Source organism: uncultured Gemmiger sp., assembly GCF_934561205.1.
Lineage (GTDB): Bacteria > Bacillota > Clostridia > Oscillospirales > Ruminococcaceae > Gemmiger.
The window spans coordinates 18,675-39,323 of the sequence record NZ_CAKTFU010000018.1 but is presented as its reverse complement, the minus strand read 5'-3'; the positions used below and the strand labels follow the sequence as shown (position 1 = coordinate 39,323).

Annotated in this window: 13 protein-coding genes; 8 read left to right on the top strand and 5 right to left on the bottom strand. The window is 59.9% G+C overall.

What is annotated here, in order from left to right:
* Positions 1-12 precede the first annotated feature (12 nt).
* Genes Q0I19_RS10265 through Q0I19_RS10250 form a run of 4 tightly spaced genes read right to left on the bottom strand, consistent with a single transcriptional unit; the run spans position 13 to position 5,316 of the window.
* Positions 13-657: a hypothetical protein gene (locus Q0I19_RS10265; protein WP_294760309.1), complete on the bottom strand. Its 645-nt coding sequence runs from the start codon at positions 655-657 to the stop codon at positions 13-15.
* On the bottom strand, positions 654-2,639 hold the full coding sequence (locus Q0I19_RS10260) for a hypothetical protein (protein WP_294760307.1): 1,986 nt from the start codon (positions 2,637-2,639) through the stop codon (positions 654-656). Before Q0I19_RS10260 ends, Q0I19_RS10265 begins: the two co-directional genes overlap by 4 nt.
* A gap of 18 nt (positions 2,640-2,657) precedes the next feature.
* Positions 2,658-4,331, bottom strand: coding sequence for a DUF2142 domain-containing protein (locus tag Q0I19_RS10255; protein ID WP_294760305.1), 1,674 nt, complete (start codon positions 4,329-4,331; stop codon positions 2,658-2,660).
* A 1-nt stretch (position 4,332) separates the two neighbouring features.
* Positions 4,333-5,316: an NAD-dependent 4,6-dehydratase LegB gene (locus Q0I19_RS10250; protein ID WP_294760303.1), complete on the bottom strand. Its 984-nt coding sequence runs from the start codon at positions 5,314-5,316 to the stop codon at positions 4,333-4,335.
* Positions 5,317-5,422: 106 nt separating this feature from the next.
* On the opposite strand from Q0I19_RS10250, the gene Q0I19_RS10245 reads away from it, so the two are divergent.
* On the top strand, positions 5,423-5,599 hold the full coding sequence (locus tag Q0I19_RS10245) for a hypothetical protein (RefSeq protein WP_294760404.1): 177 nt from the start codon (positions 5,423-5,425) through the stop codon (positions 5,597-5,599).
* 116 nt (positions 5,600-5,715) lie between these two features.
* Here Q0I19_RS10245 and Q0I19_RS10240 read toward each other — a convergent pair whose 3' ends face one another.
* Positions 5,716-8,658, bottom strand: coding sequence for a glycoside hydrolase family 2 TIM barrel-domain containing protein (locus Q0I19_RS10240; RefSeq protein ID WP_294760301.1), 2,943 nt, complete (start codon positions 8,656-8,658; stop codon positions 5,716-5,718).
* A gap of 340 nt (positions 8,659-8,998) precedes the next feature.
* Here Q0I19_RS10240 and Q0I19_RS10235 point away from each other — a divergent pair, with 340 nt between their 5' ends.
* The 7 genes from Q0I19_RS10235 (at position 8,999) to Q0I19_RS10205 (ending at position 20,644) form a co-directional block, all read left to right on the top strand.
* Complete coding sequence (locus Q0I19_RS10235) at positions 8,999-9,718, top strand: LytTR family DNA-binding domain-containing protein (RefSeq protein ID WP_294760299.1); 720 nt, start codon at positions 8,999-9,001, stop codon at positions 9,716-9,718.
* Between the two features lie 9 nt (positions 9,719-9,727).
* The gene (locus Q0I19_RS10230) at positions 9,728-11,059 is read left to right on the top strand and encodes an ATP-binding protein (protein WP_294760297.1); all 1,332 of its coding nucleotides are present in this window, start codon (positions 9,728-9,730) and stop codon (positions 11,057-11,059) included.
* Between the two features lie 72 nt (positions 11,060-11,131).
* Positions 11,132-11,839, top strand: coding sequence for a LytTR family DNA-binding domain-containing protein (locus Q0I19_RS10225; protein WP_294760294.1), 708 nt, complete (start codon positions 11,132-11,134; stop codon positions 11,837-11,839).
* A gap of 4 nt (positions 11,840-11,843) precedes the next feature.
* A complete protein-coding gene (locus Q0I19_RS10220; protein ID WP_294760292.1) occupies positions 11,844-13,178 on the top strand; it encodes an ATP-binding protein in 1,335 nt (444 codons plus the stop codon).
* 277 nt (positions 13,179-13,455) lie between these two features.
* Positions 13,456-15,999, top strand: a complete 2,544-nt coding sequence (locus Q0I19_RS10215; RefSeq protein ID WP_294760291.1) for a family 78 glycoside hydrolase catalytic domain — start codon at positions 13,456-13,458, stop codon at positions 15,997-15,999.
* A gap of 54 nt (positions 16,000-16,053) precedes the next feature.
* Positions 16,054-17,514 carry an MFS transporter gene (locus tag Q0I19_RS10210; RefSeq protein ID WP_294760289.1) on the top strand — a complete coding sequence of 487 codons (1,461 nt, stop codon included), beginning with the start codon at positions 16,054-16,056 and terminating at the stop codon, positions 17,512-17,514.
* A 52-nt stretch (positions 17,515-17,566) separates the two neighbouring features.
* Positions 17,567-20,644 (top strand): glycoside hydrolase family 3 C-terminal domain-containing protein, encoded by a 3,078-nt coding sequence (locus tag Q0I19_RS10205; protein WP_294760288.1) that lies wholly within the window; start codon positions 17,567-17,569, stop codon positions 20,642-20,644.
* Positions 20,645-20,649 lie beyond the last annotated feature (5 nt).

Genomic DNA, 20,649 nt, shown 5'->3' with positions numbered 1-20,649 from the left:
AGGCAAGGCTCCTTATGCGTTTTCTTCACCGGGGTATCCCAGTGCCCTGGCGGCAAGCCCTGCCAGGGCGGCGGCCGCCGCAGGTGCCGTAAGCAGCAGCACCCACTGCCCGATATCGGGCAAAATACGGCGCAGGTAAGAGGTATTTTCGTTCAGGTAAATACCGTCCAGCCGGGTGGGCACACCGCCGCGGCTGTCGGGGTCGATGCGCAGCCCGGTGACATAGCGGCCGCCCACGTCAAAATACACGCCGCCGTCCACGACCTTGCCGAACACCTTTTGCTTTTCGGTGTAGTCGGTCTGGCCGGGGGTCAGGTAGTACAGCACCACGGCGTCCGGCGGCAGCTTGTAGTGTACCTTCAGCGTCACGTTGTCCAGGTAGCCCTGCCCCTGCCAGTAGATGCGCGGGTCAGAGTCGGTCGAAATGCACCAGTTGCCGCCCTCGTCGGGGGGCGTCCAGCCGTTTTCGGCGTAGAAGGCCACGCCCTCATAGCGCAGCTCCTGCGCGTCGGCCGCGCCGCGGGGCATCTGCCCCTGCAAATTCCAGCGCAGCAGCACAAAGCCGCCCCACAGCCAGCTTGCCACCCACAGGGCGGCGGCCAGGCCGTAGCAAACCGCCAAAAGCTGGCGCAGACGCAAGGGTTTGCGGTCGTTCATTGTGCCACCCCGCTTTCCTGTGCCGCCGGTACAAAGGGCACGGCGGCCTGTTCGCCCACAAAGCGATAGAGCGTTGCGGGCATGGATTCCTGCAAGCCGCCCGCAAAATAGGGGCTGAACGCCTGTGCCAGATACCCGTCCGAACGGTCCAGCAGCAGGTACTCGCAGCCGATCTCCTGCATATAGGCGATCAGCGCTTCGGGCGTGCAGACGGTGTTGTCGCAGGGGTACAGCGATGTGCTGTCCGCAGCGACAAGGTTCATAAAGTCGCCCTTTTCGCGCAGGGCGGTGTCCCCGGCTTCGGTGTAGCTGCCGGAAAATCCGTCTGCCACCGTGCCGGTCAGCTCATAACGGTAGTAGTACCAGCGGGTGGCGTCGTCGCCCTGGCTGATGACCAGAACCTTGTCGTCAACGGTCAAGGCAGGGTTCAGCGCTGCCGCCTTGGCCTGTACGTCCTGCCGGACGGTATAGCGGGTGGAGGCATCGCTCCAGAAACCGGCGGCGGGCACACCGCGCCAGGCAAAAATACCCAGCACCGCCGCACCGACGGCGCACAGCGCTCCCGCACCGCGTCGGCTGCGGGCATTTTGCCCCAAAAGCGCCAGCAGCGCCAGCATCCACGCCTGGTAGTAGGGCGTCAGGTAGCGGTCATAGCCCTTCAGGGCCAGGGCCTCGGACTCGGCAAAGTTGTAGTTGTACAAAATCAGGTGGAACAGATACAGCGCGGCAAAGCAGAACGCAAGCCCCAGATGCACGACGACCACACGGCGGCGGGCAGGGCCTTTTTCGGCGCTGAACCAGGCGGCCGCCGCAGTCAGCGTCAGGCAGGCGACCGCCGCCGCACCGCTGCCCAGCAGGCAGACCTTGCGGGTAAAGAACGCGCGGAACATCAGCGACAGGAGTGCGGCAAATTTTTCTTCCCGCCCGATGCCCAGCAGCTGGCGCACACCGCCCAGCAGCACGGCACCGTAGCTAAGCCCCTCGCTGCCCACGGCGGCGGCGGTATCCTGCAGCGGCGTGACAGCCGCCGTGTACCGCCCCCAGCTGACAAAGGCCAGCACCACGGCCACGGCAAGCGGCAGTGCCCGACCCAGCGCAGGCAAAAAGCCCTTGCGCGGGCCTTTGTCACCTGCCAGCCAGAGATCCAGCCCGATGATAAATACGGCGATCAGCCCGTAGGCAAAGCAGATATCCTTTGTAAGGGTCAGCAGCATCAGCGGCAGTGCCGTCAGCCAGTAGGCGCGGCCCTTGCCGCCCAGCGCAAAATACAGGCACAGGCAGCCGCCGAACAGCATAAACAGCGGCAGGTCGGCCATGGCGTTGGCGTACTGCCCCGCGTAGCTGCCCGCAGGGGTATCGGCAAAAAAGTAGGGCAGCACAAACCCGCAGGCAAACACCGCCACACCCGCCGTGCGGCGGTCCCCGGGCAGGGCCGATGCGGCGGCCAGGCAGGCCATGGCCAGGGTGTCCAGCGCAGCCATGCAGGCCCACTCGCTCCAGCGGGCAAACGGCTCAAACAGCACCGTCACCACACTGGTGGCGGGGTAGGTGAAGCTGGCCTTCAGGTTGCCGGGGCGGGCTGCATAAAAGCAGCCGTTTTGCACGACCATCTTGGGCGCAAGACCCCAGGCGGTAAATTCGTCCCACTGGAAAAACATCGGCTGCAAACAGAACAGCACGATCCACAGCAGCGCCGCGCCGCCCAAAAACAGCATAAGACCGCTGCTTTCCGTCAGTTGGCGCAGGGCCTCACGCCGCAGGCGCACAGCCCCCCAGACGGCCAACGCCGCCCAGGCGGCCACCGTCACAAAAACGCCCGCCCGCAAAAAGCCCGGCATGGCCAGAAGGTAGACCGACAGCGCCCCCGCACTGAGCAGCGGCAGCGGAAAAACAGCCGCCGGACGCCGGAATTCAGCGGCCAGCACGGCACTGTCCCAACCGAGCAGCGCCACAAGGCAAAGCCCCCATGCAAGCTGCAACACGGCAGACACCTCCCTTTTTCAGGAATAGATCACATACACCGGCCCCACAAAATAGTGCCGGAACAAAAGCACCGCCGATACCACGGCCAGCCCTGCGCACAGGCGCAGCGCCGTGCACTCGGCTGCGGCGATGCCGTTCTGCCGGCGCGCACCGCGCCGCAGCAGGGCCGAAAGCACCACGGCCAAAACCAGCCAGCAGGCCAGGAAATACCGCGTTTGCAGCCCCACGATGCGCACCATGCCCACGGGGGTATAGGTGATGTACATGGCGGTCATCGCACCGACCATGTACACGGCGGCAAAGATGCCCAGCCACGCCGTGCGGCGGCGGCCCAGCGCCTGTTCCTGCCCTGTGCAGAGCAGGGCGGCAGCCGTCAGGGCGGCCAAGGCCAGCAGGTTCACGACGGTGATGGGCATGTCCTTCCAGCCAAAAAGCCCCAGTTGCCCCACAAAGCCCTGGTTTTCATACAGTGTGCCCCACAAAACGGCCAGATACCGCAGCGGGTTGCGCAAAACAAAGGCAAGCTGCGCGGCACCGTTCACGGCCTCGCCGCCCTGGCGGGCGACCACGCCGTAATTGCGGCGCAGCAGGGTGCCGTATTGCTCCACAAAAACGGTCAGCCCCAGGCTGCCCGCCAGCATGGCACCGCACCATGCGCCGCGCCTGGCTTTGGCTTTCCACTCGCACCTGCGCACCGCCAAAGGCAGCAGCACCCACAGCAGGTTGATGTAGGGTTTGGTGCCGTTGGCAAACACACAGGCCAGCGTGTAGCACAGCGCCGTGCGGCCGTTCCATTCGGGCACGGTCAGCAGCGCCAGCATCAGGTAATAGCAGCCCAGCAGGGTGGCATCGTAGCTCAAGGACGCCCCCATAAACAGCGATACGGGCAAAAACATGACGCAGACAAACGCCGGGCGGCAGCGCCTGGCGGTGCGCAGTGCGGCAAAGCAGAGCAGCGTGTACGCCAGCAGATTGCACAGACGCCCGCCGTACAGGCAGCCCAGCGCACCGAAGCCCAGCAGCCGCGCCGCCACCATGCCGAGCGCGCCCGGCAAAAACGGCAGGATCAAAAAGCTGATGGGTTCCTTTGCCTTTGCGGCGGTGCCGTCGTGGGCAAGGTACTGGGCAAAGCTGTCGGCTATGCCTTGCACGGCGCCGTCCTTGCCGTACTGCTTTAAGGCGTACCCGGCGGTGTCGTAGGTCTTTTCGGCGCCTGTGTCGGGGTCGGTGCCGATGCCCACCGAGGTGTGCGCATTGACCCATGCCCCGGGAAATGCCGCCAGCAGATCGGAGACATCGTCGGGGTAGCCGCGCGCGGCGTCAAAGTCCAAACGACCCATGGAAATCGCGTAGGTGCGCAGATAATGGTCGCTTTCATCGGGGGTTTGCAGCGGCGGGTTGGCAAAGGCAAACACCACGCCGCACAAAAACAGGCAGACCGCGCTTTTGGCGGCAAAATCCCGGATATGCCGCACGGCCAGCCCCGCCGCAGCCACGGCAGCGCCAAACGCCGCGCAGCCCGCCGTGACCGCCAAGGCCGACACGCCGCGGGCGTCCAGCTCGTACAAAACGCGCCAGAAATAGCTGACGCCCACGCCGAGCACCGCGCCCGCAAGCAGCACAAAAGCCCACCGCGCGGCGGGGTGCCATTCGGTGGGTGAAAAAGCTCTTTTTTTCCAAGAATGTTCCATATTACAGGATATACTGCCCGACCTTGTACTGGTCCAGGTTGCCGCGCAGGAACTCGATGGTCTCGGCCAGGCCCTGTTCAAAGGTGTAGTTGGGTGCCCAGCCGGTCAGGCTGCGCAGCTTGGTGGCGTCGCCCAGCAGGCGGTTGACCTCGCTCTTTTCGGGGCGCAGGCGCTCGGCCTCGCAGACGATCCTGGCGTTGGGGTTGATCTGGGCAATCAGCTCGTTGGCCAGATCGCCGATGGAATGTTCCACGCCGGTGGCAATGTTCAGCTCCTGGCCGATGGCGGCATCGCAGTCGGCAATGGTCATAAAGCCGTTGGCGGTGTCCTTGACGTAGTTGAAATCGCGGGTGGGGGTCAGGCTGCCGAGCTTGATCTCGGTCTGCCCGGCCAGCAGCTGGGTGATGATGGTGGGGATGATGGCGCGGCCGCTCTGGCGCGGGCCGTAGGTGTTGAAGGGACGCACGATGGTGACGGGCAGGTCAAAGCTGCGGTAGAAGCTCTCTGCCAAACGGTCAGCGCCGATCTTGGTGGCAGAGTAGGGGCTTTGCCCCTGATAGGGGTGTTTTTCGTCGATGGGCACATACTGCGCGGTGCCGTAGACCTCGCTGGTGGAGGTGACCAGTACACGTTGGGTGTCCAGTTCGCGCGCGGCGTTCAGCACGTTCAGTGTGCCCTTGATGTTGGTGTCAACATAGCTGTCGGGGCTGTGGTAAGAAAACGGAATGGCGATCAGCGCGGCCAGATGGAACACGCGCTCCTGCCCGCGCATGGCGGTGCGCACACCGTTGGGGTCGCGCACGTCGCCCATGAAAACGTCGATCTCGCTGCGGATCTCCTTGGGCAGGGTGTCGATCCAGCCCAGGGAGCCAAACGAATTGTACAGGCAGAAGGCGCGAACCTTCTCGCCGCGTTTTACCAATTCCTCGGTCAGGTGGCTGCCGATAAAACCGTCTGCGCCGGTTACCATTACGGTGTGTGCCATAGCTATACTCCTTTTATAAACAGGTATATTTTTGCAATGTACAATACTTGTAAAACAGTATACCTTATTTTTATGAAAAATTCAAGGCAATACAGCATAATTCTAAGTGCCGATACGGCATTGGGACTTGACCTTTGCGGACGGGGACGAGCCGCGCGATTCCTCCGCCGCGGCGATCGCCGCCTGCGGTATGCTGGCGATGGCGCCCTATCTGAAAAAGGCAGACGACCCCAGCCCCTTCCCCGCGCTGACGCAGGTGGAGGTCTGGGGAACAAATTTGTGACAGAAGCAGCCTTGTGCCTGCACACCTGCACCCAAAACAAAAAGCCTGTTGTCGGTTATCACAACAGGCTTTTTTGTTTTGTGGTGCTGCCGCACAGCAGTGGTCAAATGGGTAGGTTACACTTGCTCCACCCGGACAAGGAATTGCAGGATGCAATCCTTTTTTAAGGTATACTTGAACTCCGGCATGATTCCCGGACCGCAGGCCCCGGTGCCGATGCCCTGCTGGAATGCCTGAATCGTCACATACGTTCCCGTGCGGGTCTCGTCCTCGCGGTGCTTCATGGTCAGCAGGGCGCGGTCGGTGTAGGGCTTGATGGCAAGTTCAAACGGCCTGTCCACAGCCTCAAACACCACGCGGGTCTTGCCGTCGGAAACCGAAGCCACGGTGCAGTCCATGCGGTTGCCGCTCTCCTGCGGGCGCAGGTTCGGCTCGGTCATATCGGCTACGGTGCAGTCCACCCTGCGGATGGGGAACTGGTCCTTCATGTCGCAGTAACTCTCGCCGCAGCGGCCCAGATACTGCACGGCGTCAAAGGCCTCGTCCAGGCGGAAGCATTTGCCAAAGCGCGGCAATTCCCGCACGCCGAAGTCACAGTGCAGAACGCTTGTCACCAGCACACCGCGGTCGGTGCCCTGATAGGTGTCGGTTACAGTGTATGTGCCGCGCTTGTTCTTCACCCTCGTCACGACCTGCCAGCCGTCAGCGGTCTGCGCTGCGGAAAGCATTTTCTCCGTCTGACAGGTGTACGGCTGCATCAGCTTGCGGAACATCAGGTCCGTGTCGTTGTCGGTGGGGGCACGGTACAAAAGTGTACCCTCGTCGGCCCCGACCACGACGACCGCGTTGTCCTTGCGGCAGACGAGCCGCCCGTTCTCGACACACGCTTCGGGCAAAAGCGGCTTGACATCGGGCGCGGCGGCGACATCCTGCGCCAGCACCAGCTGTTCCTCAGACACAACCCGCCCGGTGGTCAGGTCGGTGGTTTCCACTGTGACAGCCAGCAGACCGTCCACGGCGCTGCCGAGCGGCACAGGAACAGTCTGCTTGGAGAGAGGCGCAGTCTGCGGCGTCAGGCGCTTTTCGCTGCCGTCATTCCAACGGAATGCCAGCGAATAGCGCCCGACAGAGAAGGCCGTCGTGTTGAAAATCTCGAACTGCTCGCCGCCCAAATGAGCCACACGGATGGGCCGATAGATGAACCGCATGAGTTTGGCACCCGTGGACGGTGTGCGGTCGGGGTAGAACAGGCCGTCGACGCAGAAGTTGCGGTCGTGTTCCCACTCGCCGTGGTCACCGCCGTAGGTGTAGCTGCCGTCGTCGTGCAGCACGGCGTGGTCGACCATCTCCCACACGCAGCCGCCCATCAGGCTGTCATAGCGGTAAATTTCCTGCCAGTACGCCTCGGTGTTGCCGGGGCCGACGCCCATCGCGTGGGCGTACTCGCACATGAAATAGGGGCGATCGTTCAGCCGCGTCTGCTTGCGGCGCTTTTCGCCCACATCGTGTACCATCTGCACGCTCGGGTACATCTCGCTGCCTACATCGTAGGCTTGGCGCTTGCAGTGGACAGCGCTCTCGTAGTGTACGGGCAGGGGAGAGTGCTGCTTGAGGTAGGTGTACATCGCGTCGGTGTTGTGATAGCCGCCCGCCTCGTTGCCAAGGCTCCACATGATAACGGACGTGTTGCCGTGAATCTTGTCGCGCTGATAGAGCCGCGTGATGCGGTCCATGTAGTGGCTTTCCCACTTGGGGTCGTTGCTGATGGAATTGTACGTCATCGACAGCTGCATCGCAAACGTGCCGTGCGTTTCGAGGTCGTTCTCATCCACAAGGTAGATGCCCAGTTCATCCGCCAGCTCGAGCAGCAGCGGGTCGGGCGGGTAGTGCGACGTGCGCACCGTGTCCATGTTGAACTGCTTGCAGAGCAGCATGTCGCGCTCAATGTCGTCGGGGGACATGGTGTAGCCGTTCTTGGCGTCGGTGTCGTGGTGGTTCACGCCTTTGAACTTGATTTTGCGCCCGTTCAAAAGGAAAACATCCCCCTTGATTTCCACGGTGCGGAAGCCGATGTGCTCCTTGACGCAGGAGGTCGCCGTCTCGTAGTACATATCGTACAGCGTCGGGGTCTCGGCGTTCCACTCGGTCACGCCGGGGCAGTTGAACACAGCCTGCGCCTTGCCGTTCTCGGCGCGCACGGTCTGCGTCAGCTCCAAGCCGTGGCCGCGCACGGTGAACGTCACATCGGTGTCGGAGAGCATTTCCGCGGTCATCGTCAGCACATAGCCGTCTGCGGTTTTCTCGGTTTTGGCATCAATGTCCCACAAATCAGTGGACTCTTCGGTGCGCAACAGTACATCGCGGAAAATGCCGTTGTTGCGGAACATATCCTGGTCTTCCAAATAGGTGCCGTTGCACCAGCGGTGTACGACGACGACCAACTCGTTCCGGCCCGCTTTCAGCTTGCCCGTCAGGTCAAACTCGGCCGTGTTGTGTGCGCCCTCGGAATAGCCGACGAAGAAGCCGTTGACATACAGATCCATGCAGCTGGCCACGCCCAAAAAAGAGATGACGCGGCGCTTGTCGGCATCGGCAATGTCCACAAAGCGGCGGTAGATGCCCACGAAGTTGTATTCATCGCCGGGGTCCTTCCACCGTGGACGGATGCCCGTATCACACCCCAGCCACGAGAATACGCGCCCGACTTTGCCCGTGGTGGGGATGACGGGCGGCTTGTAGGGGAACTGATAGCGGATGTTGACATAGAACGGGCGGTCATACCCGCGAAACTGCCAGCAGGACGGCACATCGAGCTTGTCAAACTGCACGGCGTCGGTATCAAAGGCGGTGGGCAGTTCGGCGGGGCGGGGGTAAAATTTAAAATCCCATTCGCCGTTCAGGCATTGTACCTTCGGCGACGCGTAGCGCTTTTGCTTCGGCGCCACGACGTCCGCGGCGGCGCGGCCGGGGTAGGGGATAAAGTAGCTGCGTGCGGGCAGCTTGTTGACCGCGAACGTGGAAAAATCGCAGTAGTTCGTTGTGTTCAGCTGGTACTTCATTGTGTGTCACCTTTTTCCGTTTGGCAATGGCGGCCCGCTCGGCGGTCATGGCAGAGCAGGACAAATTCGTTGTATATAGTATACCATGAGGCGCGGGGCTGTGCGCATTTTTTTCCTCGAATGTATGGTTTTATTTCGTAAGTGATGCGGAATTTACAAAAGAATGGTAAAGCCGCAGATAAGAATCGGCAATCTGTACCAATGTCCGGCGGCGCGTTTGTGCAGCCTGCGCATAGCACGACGCTCCAGGATATCGCACACAAAAATCCGAAAACAGCAGATTGAAATACGGCGAGGCACTGTGCTATACTGATAGCAGCAAACTGACGGGAGGTTCTGTATGGTACGCATCAAAATACTGGAAGATGACCCGACGGACCGCGACATGCTCATCGACTGCCTGCGCCGCTGCGAGCGGGAGCAGGGGCAGAACTTTTCCATCACGGTCTACGAGAATCCGTCCGATTTTATAGACAATTACCATATGGACACCGACCTGATTTTTATGGATATTGAGTTGCCCGGTATGAACGGCATTGAGACCGCCCGCCAGCTGCGTGCCGCAGACCCCGTGGTTGTGCTGGTGTTCATCACGAATATGGAGCAGTACGCCATCAACGGTTACGAGGTCGACGCGCTCGACTTTGTCATTAAGCCCATCAACTATTTCCGCTTCTCGTCCATGATGCTGCGCGCACTGCGCAATCTGCCTGTGCGCGAGGAGAAAGAAGTGATTTTGCAGGCTGCAGGTACGATTCACCGCCTGCGCATCTCGCAGATTTATTATGTTGAGATTCAGGACCATCTGCTGCTGTACCATACAGACCAGGGCAGCATCAAGGCGTGGGGCAAGCTGTCCGATGTCGAGGCCGAACTGGGCACCTGCAATTTTGCGCGGTGCAGCAGCGCACACCTTGTCAATATGCAGCACATCACGTCTGTGACAAAGACCGAAGTCATCGTCGGCAGCACAAAGCTGCCCATCAGCCAGCGCAGGCGCAAGGCATTCAGCGACCGCGTTATCGCCTACCTGAACAAAACCTCCCGAAAGGACGGGTGATGTGCTGTGATGCCGCTTTCGCTTATCCGCCGCTTTCTTTTTCATGTGAAGTTCTGGGACATCTTTATGGCGTTCCTGCTGGCGACAGTGCCGTTTATCTTCCGCTGCGGCCGCCGCCCGCATTTTGTGCGGCGGGCCGTTGTCTGTCTTGTGCCGGTACGCCTGCTGTGCCTGCTGTTCGCCTACACCTACGGCGGCAGCATCGCTGTGGAGGCAGTTTACTCCGGTATCCTTCTCGTTATAATGATCTGCGGGCTTCTGTACTGCTTTGAGGAAAGGCTCTCCAATGTGCTGTTCTATTTCAGTGCGGGCTTTGCGACGTGGTATATCTCCGACCGTTTGTTTTTGGTCGTCGCGTCCGTCTGCCGCCTGAACAGCAGCCTTGTGCCCTATTTTGTCGAGCGCACACCCTCGCACATCTTGGTGTATATCAGCTGTTTCTGCGTCGTGTATCTGTTTATCTATTTTACCGTCGGCAAAAAAATGCACGCGCTGGGCGACAGCGAGATCCCGATGCAGAACGCGCTGCTGTTCCTGCTGCTGGACAGTATGCTGACGCCGATTTTCTATTTTGAGAGCGGCGCAATTTCCCGATACAACTTGTTCTTTTACAACCTGTTGAATGTCGGAGAAATAATTTTCTATGTGTTTATGCTGCTTTTGCAGGTGCAAATGCTGGCCGCAGCCAAGGACCGCTTGGAAATCGGTACGATGAAAAAACTCTGGGCCGAGGAACAGAAACAGTATCAACTCGTCAAGGAGAACATCGATGCCATCAACATCAAGTGCCACGATTTGAAGCACCAGATACGCAATCTGCGAACGACGGGGCAGGTCGACCCCGCGTATCTGGACGACCTGGAAAAGTCGGTGTCCCTCTATAACAGCGCCGTGCGCACCGGCAATGAGACGCTGGACATTGTGCTGACCGATAAGCGCCTGCACTGCGCGACGCATGAGATTCAGTTCACCTGCATGGCTGACGGCAGCGGCGTGGCGTTTATGGAGACGATAGATATTTTCTCGTTGTTCGGCAATATTCTGGACAACGCCATAGAGTGCGAAACGAATCTGCCGCCCGATACGCGGTTCATCCACCTCGCGGTGCGCACGGTCAACCGTATGCTGACCATCCACGCCGAGAACCACTTTGAGGATTCGCTGCAATTCAGGGACGGGTTGCCCATCACGACCAAAGCGGATAAGGATTCCCATGGTTACGGCATGATGAGTGTGCGCCATATCGTTGAAAAATATAACGGCAGCTTCTCGATTTCGACGCAGGATAAGCTGTTCCAAATCGACATTGTGATGCCGATACCGGAAATTCAGAAAAAATAAAAACGGAAATGCTTTCCTTGCAACTTCCCGGCGAATATGCTACAGTTACTATAAAAAGGGGGTGTGCCGGATATGATTCGTTTGGCCCTTGTCGAGGATGACGAGCTCTACCGCAGCCAGCTGCGCGAATATATTGACAAATACAGTGCGGCGTCGGGCGAAAAATTTACCGTGACCGAATTTTCCGACGGCGACGAGATCGCACTTGGCTATAAGGCGGTCTATGACATCATCCTGATGGACATCGAGATGAAGTTTATGGACGGCATGATGGCTGCCGAGGAGATCCGCAAGGTCGACACCGAGGTTATCATTATCTTTATCACAAATTCGCCGCAGTATGCTATCAAGGGCTATGCCGTCGATGCACTGGACTATGTGCTGAAGCCGGTCAATTACTATGCGTTTTCGCAGAGACTCGGCCGCGCCGTGGAGCGCGTGGCACGCCGCGCACGGCACTTTTTGCAGATCAACGCCCACGGCACGGCCCATAAGCTGGACACCTCGGCCATTTATTGGATCGAGAACTGCGGGCATGACTTGATCTTTCACACGGCGGAAGGGGAATTGACCGCCCCGGGCTCCATGACGGAGACGGAGGAAAAATTGGCGCAGGACAGTTATTTCCGTGTAAACAAGGGCTGCCTTGTGAATCTGGAACACGTTGATCGAATGGACGGTGAGGATGCCATCGTCCACGGCGACCGTGTGCCGTTGGCGCGCGCGCGGCGCAAGGCATTTCTGGATGCGCTGAACGATTATATCAACGGGGCGGGGTGACGATATGCCGCTGAAAATCCCTTATTACGAGATGGATATTCCGCGCCTTGTCACGGCGCTGGCAGACTGGCTGGCCTGCCTTTTGTACCTGCGGTTTCTGCCGCCGCGCTACGGCGGGGTCAAGCGCGCGGCGCTGTACGGGGGTGCCTTGGCGGCCTTGGCGGTCTATCTTGTGGCCACCGACGGCTTTAGCGGCTGGCGGTTCAATGTGCTGTACGCGGTTTCTGTCGCACTTATGCTGCTTTTTATGGCGGCGGCCACCCGTGCCGACCGCTGGCAGGTGGGGTATTTCTGCACGCGGGCGTTTATTCTGGCGGGTTTTGCCGGGGCGCTGACGTGGCAGATGTATGTATATTTTGCGCGTGACATCGCGGTATTGCAAAGCCTGCCTGCGCTGGTGCTCTTTATTGCGGCGGGGTTCGGCATCATCTTCGGTCTGATGTGGCTTCTGGAGGATGGCGGCAGCACGGGCAGTGTTCAGTTTGACATTCGACCCCGCACGACCTGCATTGCGGCGATCATGGCGACGGCCATCTACATTTTGTCCAGCATCAGCTATACGCAGCTGAACACGCCGTTTTCGGCCCGCGGCACGATGGAAATTTACACAATGCGCACAGTCGTCTACTTCGGCGGCGTGGCGCTGCTGTTTGCGTATCAATCGCAGCTGCGCGATTTATTGACACAGCGCGAGGCGGATGCCCTGCGAAATATGCTGCACATCCAGTATGAAACCTACAAAATCCGGCAAGAGAGCATTGACCTCATCAACCAGAAATATCACGACTTAAAGCACCAGATCGCGGTGCTGCGCGCCGAGAGCGGCGAAAAACGCAATGCCGTGCTGGACAATATGGAGCAGGAAATCAAAGCCTACGAGGCGCAGAACGACACCGGCAATAAGGTGCTGGACACAGTGCTGACAGGCAAAAGTCTGACCTGCCGCACCAAAAACATTCAACTGACCTGTGTGGCTGACGGCACAGCGCTGGACTTTATGGACGTGATGGACATCAGCAACCTGTTCGGCAATGCGCTGGACAACGCGATCGAGAGCGTCGACAAAATCACAGACCCGGAGCGCAGGCTCATCCACCTGAGCGTGGCGAGGCAAAAAGGCTTTGCGGCCATCCGCATTGAAAACTGCTTTGACGGTGAGCTGAAATTTGAGAAGGGGCTGCCCGTCACAACGAAAAAGGATGTCTTGTACCATGGCTTCGGTGTAAAAAGCATACAAAACGCCGCCGCAAAATACGGCGGTACCGCGACAATTACGACCCGCAAGGGCTGGTTTGAGCTGCGCGTGCTGATTCCGCTGGGGCAGCCGCAGCAAGAATAAATAAATGAAGAATTGCGCCCCCTGCATCGGCAAACGCCGTGCAGGGGGCGTTGTTTGTGCGGTATTGCCCTATGTTTGGATGCCGCGTTGAGCAGTGTGCACAAAAAATAAACGAAGACCCTTGTGAAATCCGACGAAGCCCAAAACCGTTTGTGCGAAAAAAGGCGCATTTCGTGCAAATTATGTGCCGCCGTACGATTTTTGTGATAAGGTAGGCTTACAGAAAAAGAGAAACAATCTCCGGATGGGCTGCCCGTCCGACGAAGGAGGAGAGCCTATGTTTGAAATCACACGCCTGACGGTGGAGCATCTGACCGCCGGCTGCGTGACCGACAGCCCGGCCCCGCGCATTGCCTTTGCCGTCAAGAGCGACCGCAGCGGCGCACAGTTGGCCGATGCCGAGTTGACCGTCGGCGATTGGTCCGCCCATGTGACCAGTGGTCAGAGCACTGCCTATGTCGGTCCTGCGCTGCTGCCTTTCACCACCTACAGCGTGCGCCTAAACGCCACGGACGACGCAGGCGAGACCGCCACCGCCGCCACCACCTTTGAGACAGGCCGCATGGAAACGCCTTGGAAGGGGCAGTGGATCACCGACGGCGACTATCACTTCACCGAGGCCAAGGTCAGCCCCGTGCCGATGGTTTTCCGCAAGGAAATCACAACGAACAAACCCGTTGCCCGCGCGCGGCTCTACGCCACGGCTATGGGCATCTACGAGGCAGAGCTGAACGGTCAAAAGCTGGGCGAGCAATACTTCGCCCCCGGCTTTACGAGCTACAAGTCCCACTTGCAGTATCAGACCTACGATGTAACGCCGTTTTTGACGGGAAACGACACGCTGACCTTCACGGTCGCAGGCGGCTGGGCTGTGGGCAGCTTTGTGTTTACCCGCAAAAACCGCGTGACCGCTGACCGTCAGGCGCTGCTGGCAGAGCTGCGCATCGAGTACACGGACGGCACAGTGGAGACCATTGGCACCGACGCCACATGGCAGGTCAGTGAGAACGGTCCCGTGCGCATGGCGGATCTGTACGATGGTGAGACCTACGATGCTACGCAGGAAATCAGCGATTGGCACAACGCCGCGCCCGAAACGCTGAAAGTCACCCCCGCCATCACGGCGGACTACGGTGCCCCGGTCAAGGCCCATGAGGTTATGAAACCCGTGGCCGTAACTGCCACGAAGGACGGCGAGACGATTTACGACTTCGGCCAGAACTTCGCAGGCGTCGTCCGCATGAAGATTCACGGCAGGGCGGGTCAGGTCGTGACCGTGCGCCACGCCGAGATCCTGAACCCCGACGGCACGCTGAATGTCACCTTCCTGCGCACGGCCAAGGCGACCGCCACCTACACCTGCCGCGACGGCGAGCAGACCTACAGCCCGCGGTTCAGCTACATGGGCTTCCGCTATGCGGGGGTCAAGGGCATCGATGCGAAGGATCTGGAAATCGAGGCCGTGGCGCTCTACTCCGACGGGGAACACAGCGGTTCCTTCCGCTGCTCCGATGAGATGCTGAACAAATTGCAGTCCAACATTACATGGAGCGCCAAGTCAAATTTCGTTGATATACCGACGGACTGCCCCCAACGCGATGAGCGCATGGGCTGGACCGGAGACATTGCCGTGTTCTCGCCCACGGCGCTGTACAACTTTGAACTGAGCCGCTTTTTGGAGAAGTGGCTGCGCGACGTCAAGGCGGAGCAGCTGCCCACCGGCGGCATCCCCAACACCGTGCCCGTGCAGGGCTACGGTTTCCCCGCCACAATGCCCGAGATGGCCGTGGACTGGTGGGGCGATGCCTGCGTGCTGGTGCCGTGGGCTTTGTACGAGGCCACGGGCAGCCTGGACGTGCTGCGTATGATGTACCCCACGATGCAGAAGTACGTCAAGGCGTGCTGCTTCTGGGCCGGGTTCGGCATCGGCAAGCACCGTTACATCTGGCACACGCCGTCGGTGCTGCATTTCGGCGACTGGGTCGCCCCCGATGTGCCGAAGATGAGCCAATGGCAGGCGCGCAGCAAGTACACCGCCACGGCGTCCCTGTGCAACACCAGCGGTACGCTGGCGAAAATTGCACGCATCCTTGGCAAGACCGAGGACGCCGCCAAGTACAAGGAGCTGAGCCGCAAGGTGGCCGATGCCTATTGCAGCGTGCTGACCGACGGCAGCGGCAAGACGAAGGAAGAGTTCCAGACCGCCTATGTGCTGCCGCTGTACCTGAATATGTTCCCCGAGAACGTCAAGGCGAAAGCTGCCGAGAATCTGGTCAAGCTGGTCGAGAAGAACGACTACAAGATCGGCACAGGCTTCCCGGGTACGCCGTACATCCTGTTTGCATTGACCGACAACGGTCACGCCGACACTGCCTACAAGATGCTGCTGAACACACAGTGCCCCAGCTGGCTGTATGAGGTCCGCGTGGGCGCAACCACGGTTTGGGAGCGTTGGGACGGTCTGGACGAGAACGGCGAGTGCCCCATCGGCGACGACGGCACCGACAAGATGATCTCGTACAACCACTACGCCAGCGGCGCGGTGGGCGCCTTCCTTTACCGCCGTGTGCTGGGCGTGGAACCCACCGAGGCCGGGTACCGCAAGTTCAGGTTTGCGCCGGTGGTCGGCGGCGGCATCACCGAGGCCGAAGGCACGGTGGGTACGCCCTACGGCGTGATCAAGGCGGCATGGAAGGTCGCGGACGGCGAGATGACGATGACCGTGGCGGTACCCGTCGGCACCGAATGTACCGTCGTGCTGCCGAGCGGGGAAGAAAAGGTGCTTGGCAGCGGGGAATATACCGTTGCGGCAAAGGCGTAAAAGCATACGGTAAACAAATTGCATCTATACACAAAGAAGGAGTGACTCTCTATTATGTCAACCTCGAAATCCAATTTCTGGTCGTCGCCGCTGACGAAGTCCCGTATCACCGGCGACGACGTCAAGATGCCGGAAATGCTGCTGGGCTACTTTATCGGTCCCTTCGGCGCACTGCTTTCCTCGGGCATCTTCACCAGCATCCTGCAGAACTACTTCACCGATGTCCTCAAGCTGGATCTTGGCTTTTTGACGACCCTGCAGCTGATCTCCACGGTACTCATCGTGGCGTCCAACCTCATCGTCGGCCAACTGATCGAGCGCACCAAGGCTCTGGCCGGCAAGGCGCGCCCCTGGATCTTGCTCTCTGCACTGACCCTTTCCGTCGCCAGTGTGCTGATGTTTATCGTGCCGTTTGAAGGCATGGCTAAGATGGTCTGGATCGCCATCGCGTATAACCTCTATTACGCCGTGGCCTACCCCATCTACAACACCGCCAACTCCACCATGATCCCCGTTTCCACCCGCGACAGCAAACAGCGCGGTGCGCTGGCCTCCTTCACCAACGTGGCGGGTCTGGGCGTTATGGGCTGCGGCTCGATGGTATTCCCGATGCTCGTTTCCTTCGCGCTGAAGGAGAACCAACACCTGTGGTTCCTGACCATGCTGGCCGTCGCCATCTTCAGCGCACTGACCATCTACCTGCAGTTCCTCTTCACCCGTGAGCGCGTCACCGAGGAAGGGCGCACCGACACCGAGACCCCTGCCAAGTCCGCCACGCTGGGCGAGCAGCTCAAGGCCGTTACCGGCGACCGCATGTGGTGGATCGTCATGGCGTTCTATATGCTGTTCCAGTGGAGCGGCGCGATGAAGAACGGCTCCATGAGCTACTTCTGCAAATGGGTCCTGGACAACACTTTCTTTGGCACGGCGGACGCATGGGGCGCCTCCCAGGGCCTGCTGAGCATCATGGGTGCTATCCCGATGGCTGTGGCTGCGGTCTTTGTGGTGCCTCTCGCCAACAAGTTCGGTAAGCGTCTGGTCTGCGGCGGCTTCATGCTGCTGGGTGCCGTGGGCGGCATCATCGCAGGTCTGGGCGGCGGCAGCATCGTGCCGGTCGCCATCGGCGTGGCGCTCAAGTGTCTGGGTTCCTCCCCGGCCTGCTATCTGATTTTGGCTATGATCGCCGACGTTATCGACCACATTGAGTATCGCACCGGCATCCGCACCGACGGTCTGACCATGAGCATCTACAGCTCCCTTATGGTCGCCGCCACGCCGATCTGCAACTCCATTTTCAGCGCCATGCTGAACGGCAGCGGCTATAACCAGGCCGCCGACGTTGCGCTGGGCACCGCCGCCCAGACTGCCGGTGTGCAGGCCGCGATCTCCGTCAGCTATATCTGGGTCGAGACCGTCTGCTATATCATCGGCGCCGTCATCCTGATCCTGTTCTGGACGGTCGAGAAAAACCTGCCCGAGGAGCAGAAGGCTATCAAGGAACGCAGCAAGAAGTAATGCGCCCTACACGCGTTTACGATATACACAAGGATACACAAGGAGGAAAACCATGAGTAAGAAAAATTCCGGCCGCCGCGTCTGGCGCGGCGTGACCACAGCCACGGCGTCGCTGCTGGCACTCAGTGTCTGCGCCTCGACCGTCGTGGATGGCTTCCGCACCGATATCGATAAGTTCCTGGGCACCAAGAGCACCAAGCTCGTGACCGAGAACTCCGACGGCACGGACCTGTATACCTTCAAATCCGACTACACCTCCACTACCGAGCTGCTGCACGGCATTCAGGACGTGGGCGAGCGGATGAGCGAAGAGGGCAGCGTCCTGCTGAAGAACAACGGTGCCCTGCCGCTGACGAAGGATGAGACCCAGAAAATCACACTGCTTGGCTTCTCGAGCTACTATCCCGTTCAAGGCGGCGACATGGGCTCCAGCTATGTTGCAAACACCGGCACGGATGCCGATACAGTCGATATGGTCGGTGCCTTTAAGGCCAAGGGCTTTGGTCTGAACCAGACTGTGGCCGATATGTACGAGGCCCTCAAGCCAATCTACAAATCCGAGGTCCAGAGCTGGGGCGGCACTGTGGAGTACAACCACATCACCGCACCTTCCACCACCGGCGTTTTCTCCAGCAAGGAGCCGAGCCAGGCTGCCATGGACGGTCAGGATGCCGGCTGGAAGGACAGCATGAATGACAACAATGTCATGATCGTCACGATTGCCCGCTCTGCCTCCGAAAACGGCAGCTACAACCCCGGCACCGCCGGTGTTGACCCGACCCAGAACCTGAACCAGACCGACCCGCTGGGTCTGTCCGATGACGAGCGCGACCTGATTCAGGCTGCCGTCGACGCCAAGGCGACCAACGGCGGCAAGGTCGTTGTGCTGCTGAACAACGCCAGCGCCATGGAGGTGCAGGAGATCGAGGACAATGACGGTGTTGACGCCATCCTGCAGGTCGGCCTGCCCGGCGGTTACGGCTTCTACGGTGTAGCTGACATTCTCTCCGGTGCGGTCAGCCCCTCCGGCCATCTGACCGATACCTATGCCGTCAAGAACGCCAACGCCCCCAGCGCCCAGAACTACGGCGACCTGCAGTGGGCCAACGCCAACCCTGACATCAGCATGAACGATGCCATTGTCGAGGCGGAGAACATCTACATCGGCTACAAATACTACGAGACCCGCTATTTTGACACCGTCATGGGGCAGGGCAATGCCGCCTCCACCGTCGGTTCCTCCACCGGCAGCGCATGGAACTATGACAATGAGGTCACCTATCCGTTCGGCTATGGTCTGAGCTACACTACCTTTGAGCAGACCCTCGATTCGTTGAACGTTGACCTCGGCAGCGAGACCGTCACCGCCAAGGTCACCGTCACCAACACCGGCAGCGTAGCCGGCAAGGATGTTGTGCAGCTCTATGTCAGCCTGCCCTACACCGACTATGACAAGGAACACGGTGTTGAGAAGGCTGCCATCCAGCTGCTGGACTACGGCAAGACCGCCGAGCTTGCGCCCGGTGCCTCCGAGACTGTGACCATCACCGCAGATATGCAGAATATGGCCAGCTGGGATTCCACCGCTGACAACGCGGCCGGTACCAAGGGCTGCTACATTCTCGATGCCGGTGACTACTGGTTCACCATCGGCAACGGCGCACACGAGGCCGTGAACAACGTTCTGGCCGCCGAGGGTCAGAGTGTGGACGGCAGCGCCGACAAGGCTAAGAGCTGGACGCTCGATTCCTTTGACGGCACGACCTTTGCCACCACCAAGAACGGCACCGCCGTTGAGAACCAGCTGGCCGACATGGACATCAACAGCTGGCTGCCCGGCACTGCTACCTACATGACCCGCTCTGACTGGGAGGGTACCTTCCCCAAGACCTATAAGAATCTGACCGCCTCCGATGAGATGATCGACATTCTGGACAATGACATCTATGAGATCAACGCCAACGGCGATCCGTCCACCGTCACCTTCGGTGCCGACAACGGTCTGACGCTGGCTGACCTGAAGGGCGTCACGGACCTGGATGATGAGCGCTGGAGTATGCTGATGGATCAGCTCACCCTGGAGGAGGGCATGATCCGTCTGGGTCTGGGCGGCACCTCCACCAAGGCCATCGAGTCTATCATGAGCCCCGAAACCATCCAGAACGATGGCCCCAACGGCATCTACAGCTATCCTCTCGGTCAGTACGCCAACACCGACAAAGCCGGCACCGACCCCTGCGCCGTCGATGCCAACGACCCCAACCTCGCATACAAGTTCGGCACAATGGTCAACGAAACCGTCATTGCCCAGACCTTCAACAAAGACCTCGCCAACGAGTACGGCAAGATCTGCGGCAACTACAGCCTGTGGAGCAACCTGACCATCTTCTGGGGCTGCGGCACCAACCTGCACCGCTCCCCCTATAACTCCCGCAACCATGAGTATTATTCCGAGGATGCCGTCCTTACCGCCGGTCAGGCCGTTGCCTTTATCAGCGGCGGCAAGGAGTACGGCGTTATCATCGCCCCCAAGCATCTTGCCTTCAACGATACCGAGATCAACCGTACCGGCGTTTCCGTCTTTATGACCGAGCAGCAGGCTCGTGAAAACGAGCTGCGCGGCACCCAGGCTGCCATCGAGGATGCCGGCGCTCTGGGCGTCATGACCGCCTTCAACCGCGTCGGCATCACCGCCGCCAACGCCCACACCGGTCTGCTCAAGAACATTCTGCGCGGCGAGTGGGGCTTCAAGGGGCTGGAGAGCCAGGACTTCATCATGAACCCCAACTACGCCGTGCTGAAGGAGTATGCCCTCAACGGCGGCACGATGACCACCTTCACCGGTGAGAACACGATGGCCGCTGTCAGCGAAAAGTTTGCCTACTGGACCACCGAGAACGTTGGTCAGGACACCGAGCTGATGAGCGCCATCAAGCAGGCTATGACGTGGCAGGCCTACGCGCTGGCAAACTCCAACGCGCTGGACGGCATGGCTTCCAACACCAAGCTCGTCAGCGTGCGCACCTGGTATGACAACGCCCTCGTTGCCGTGCAGGTCGTCTTTGCCGCCCTGACCGTGCTGGCTGCCGCCATGTATGTGCTGAATGACCGCAAATCCAAGAAGCAGTAAAGGAG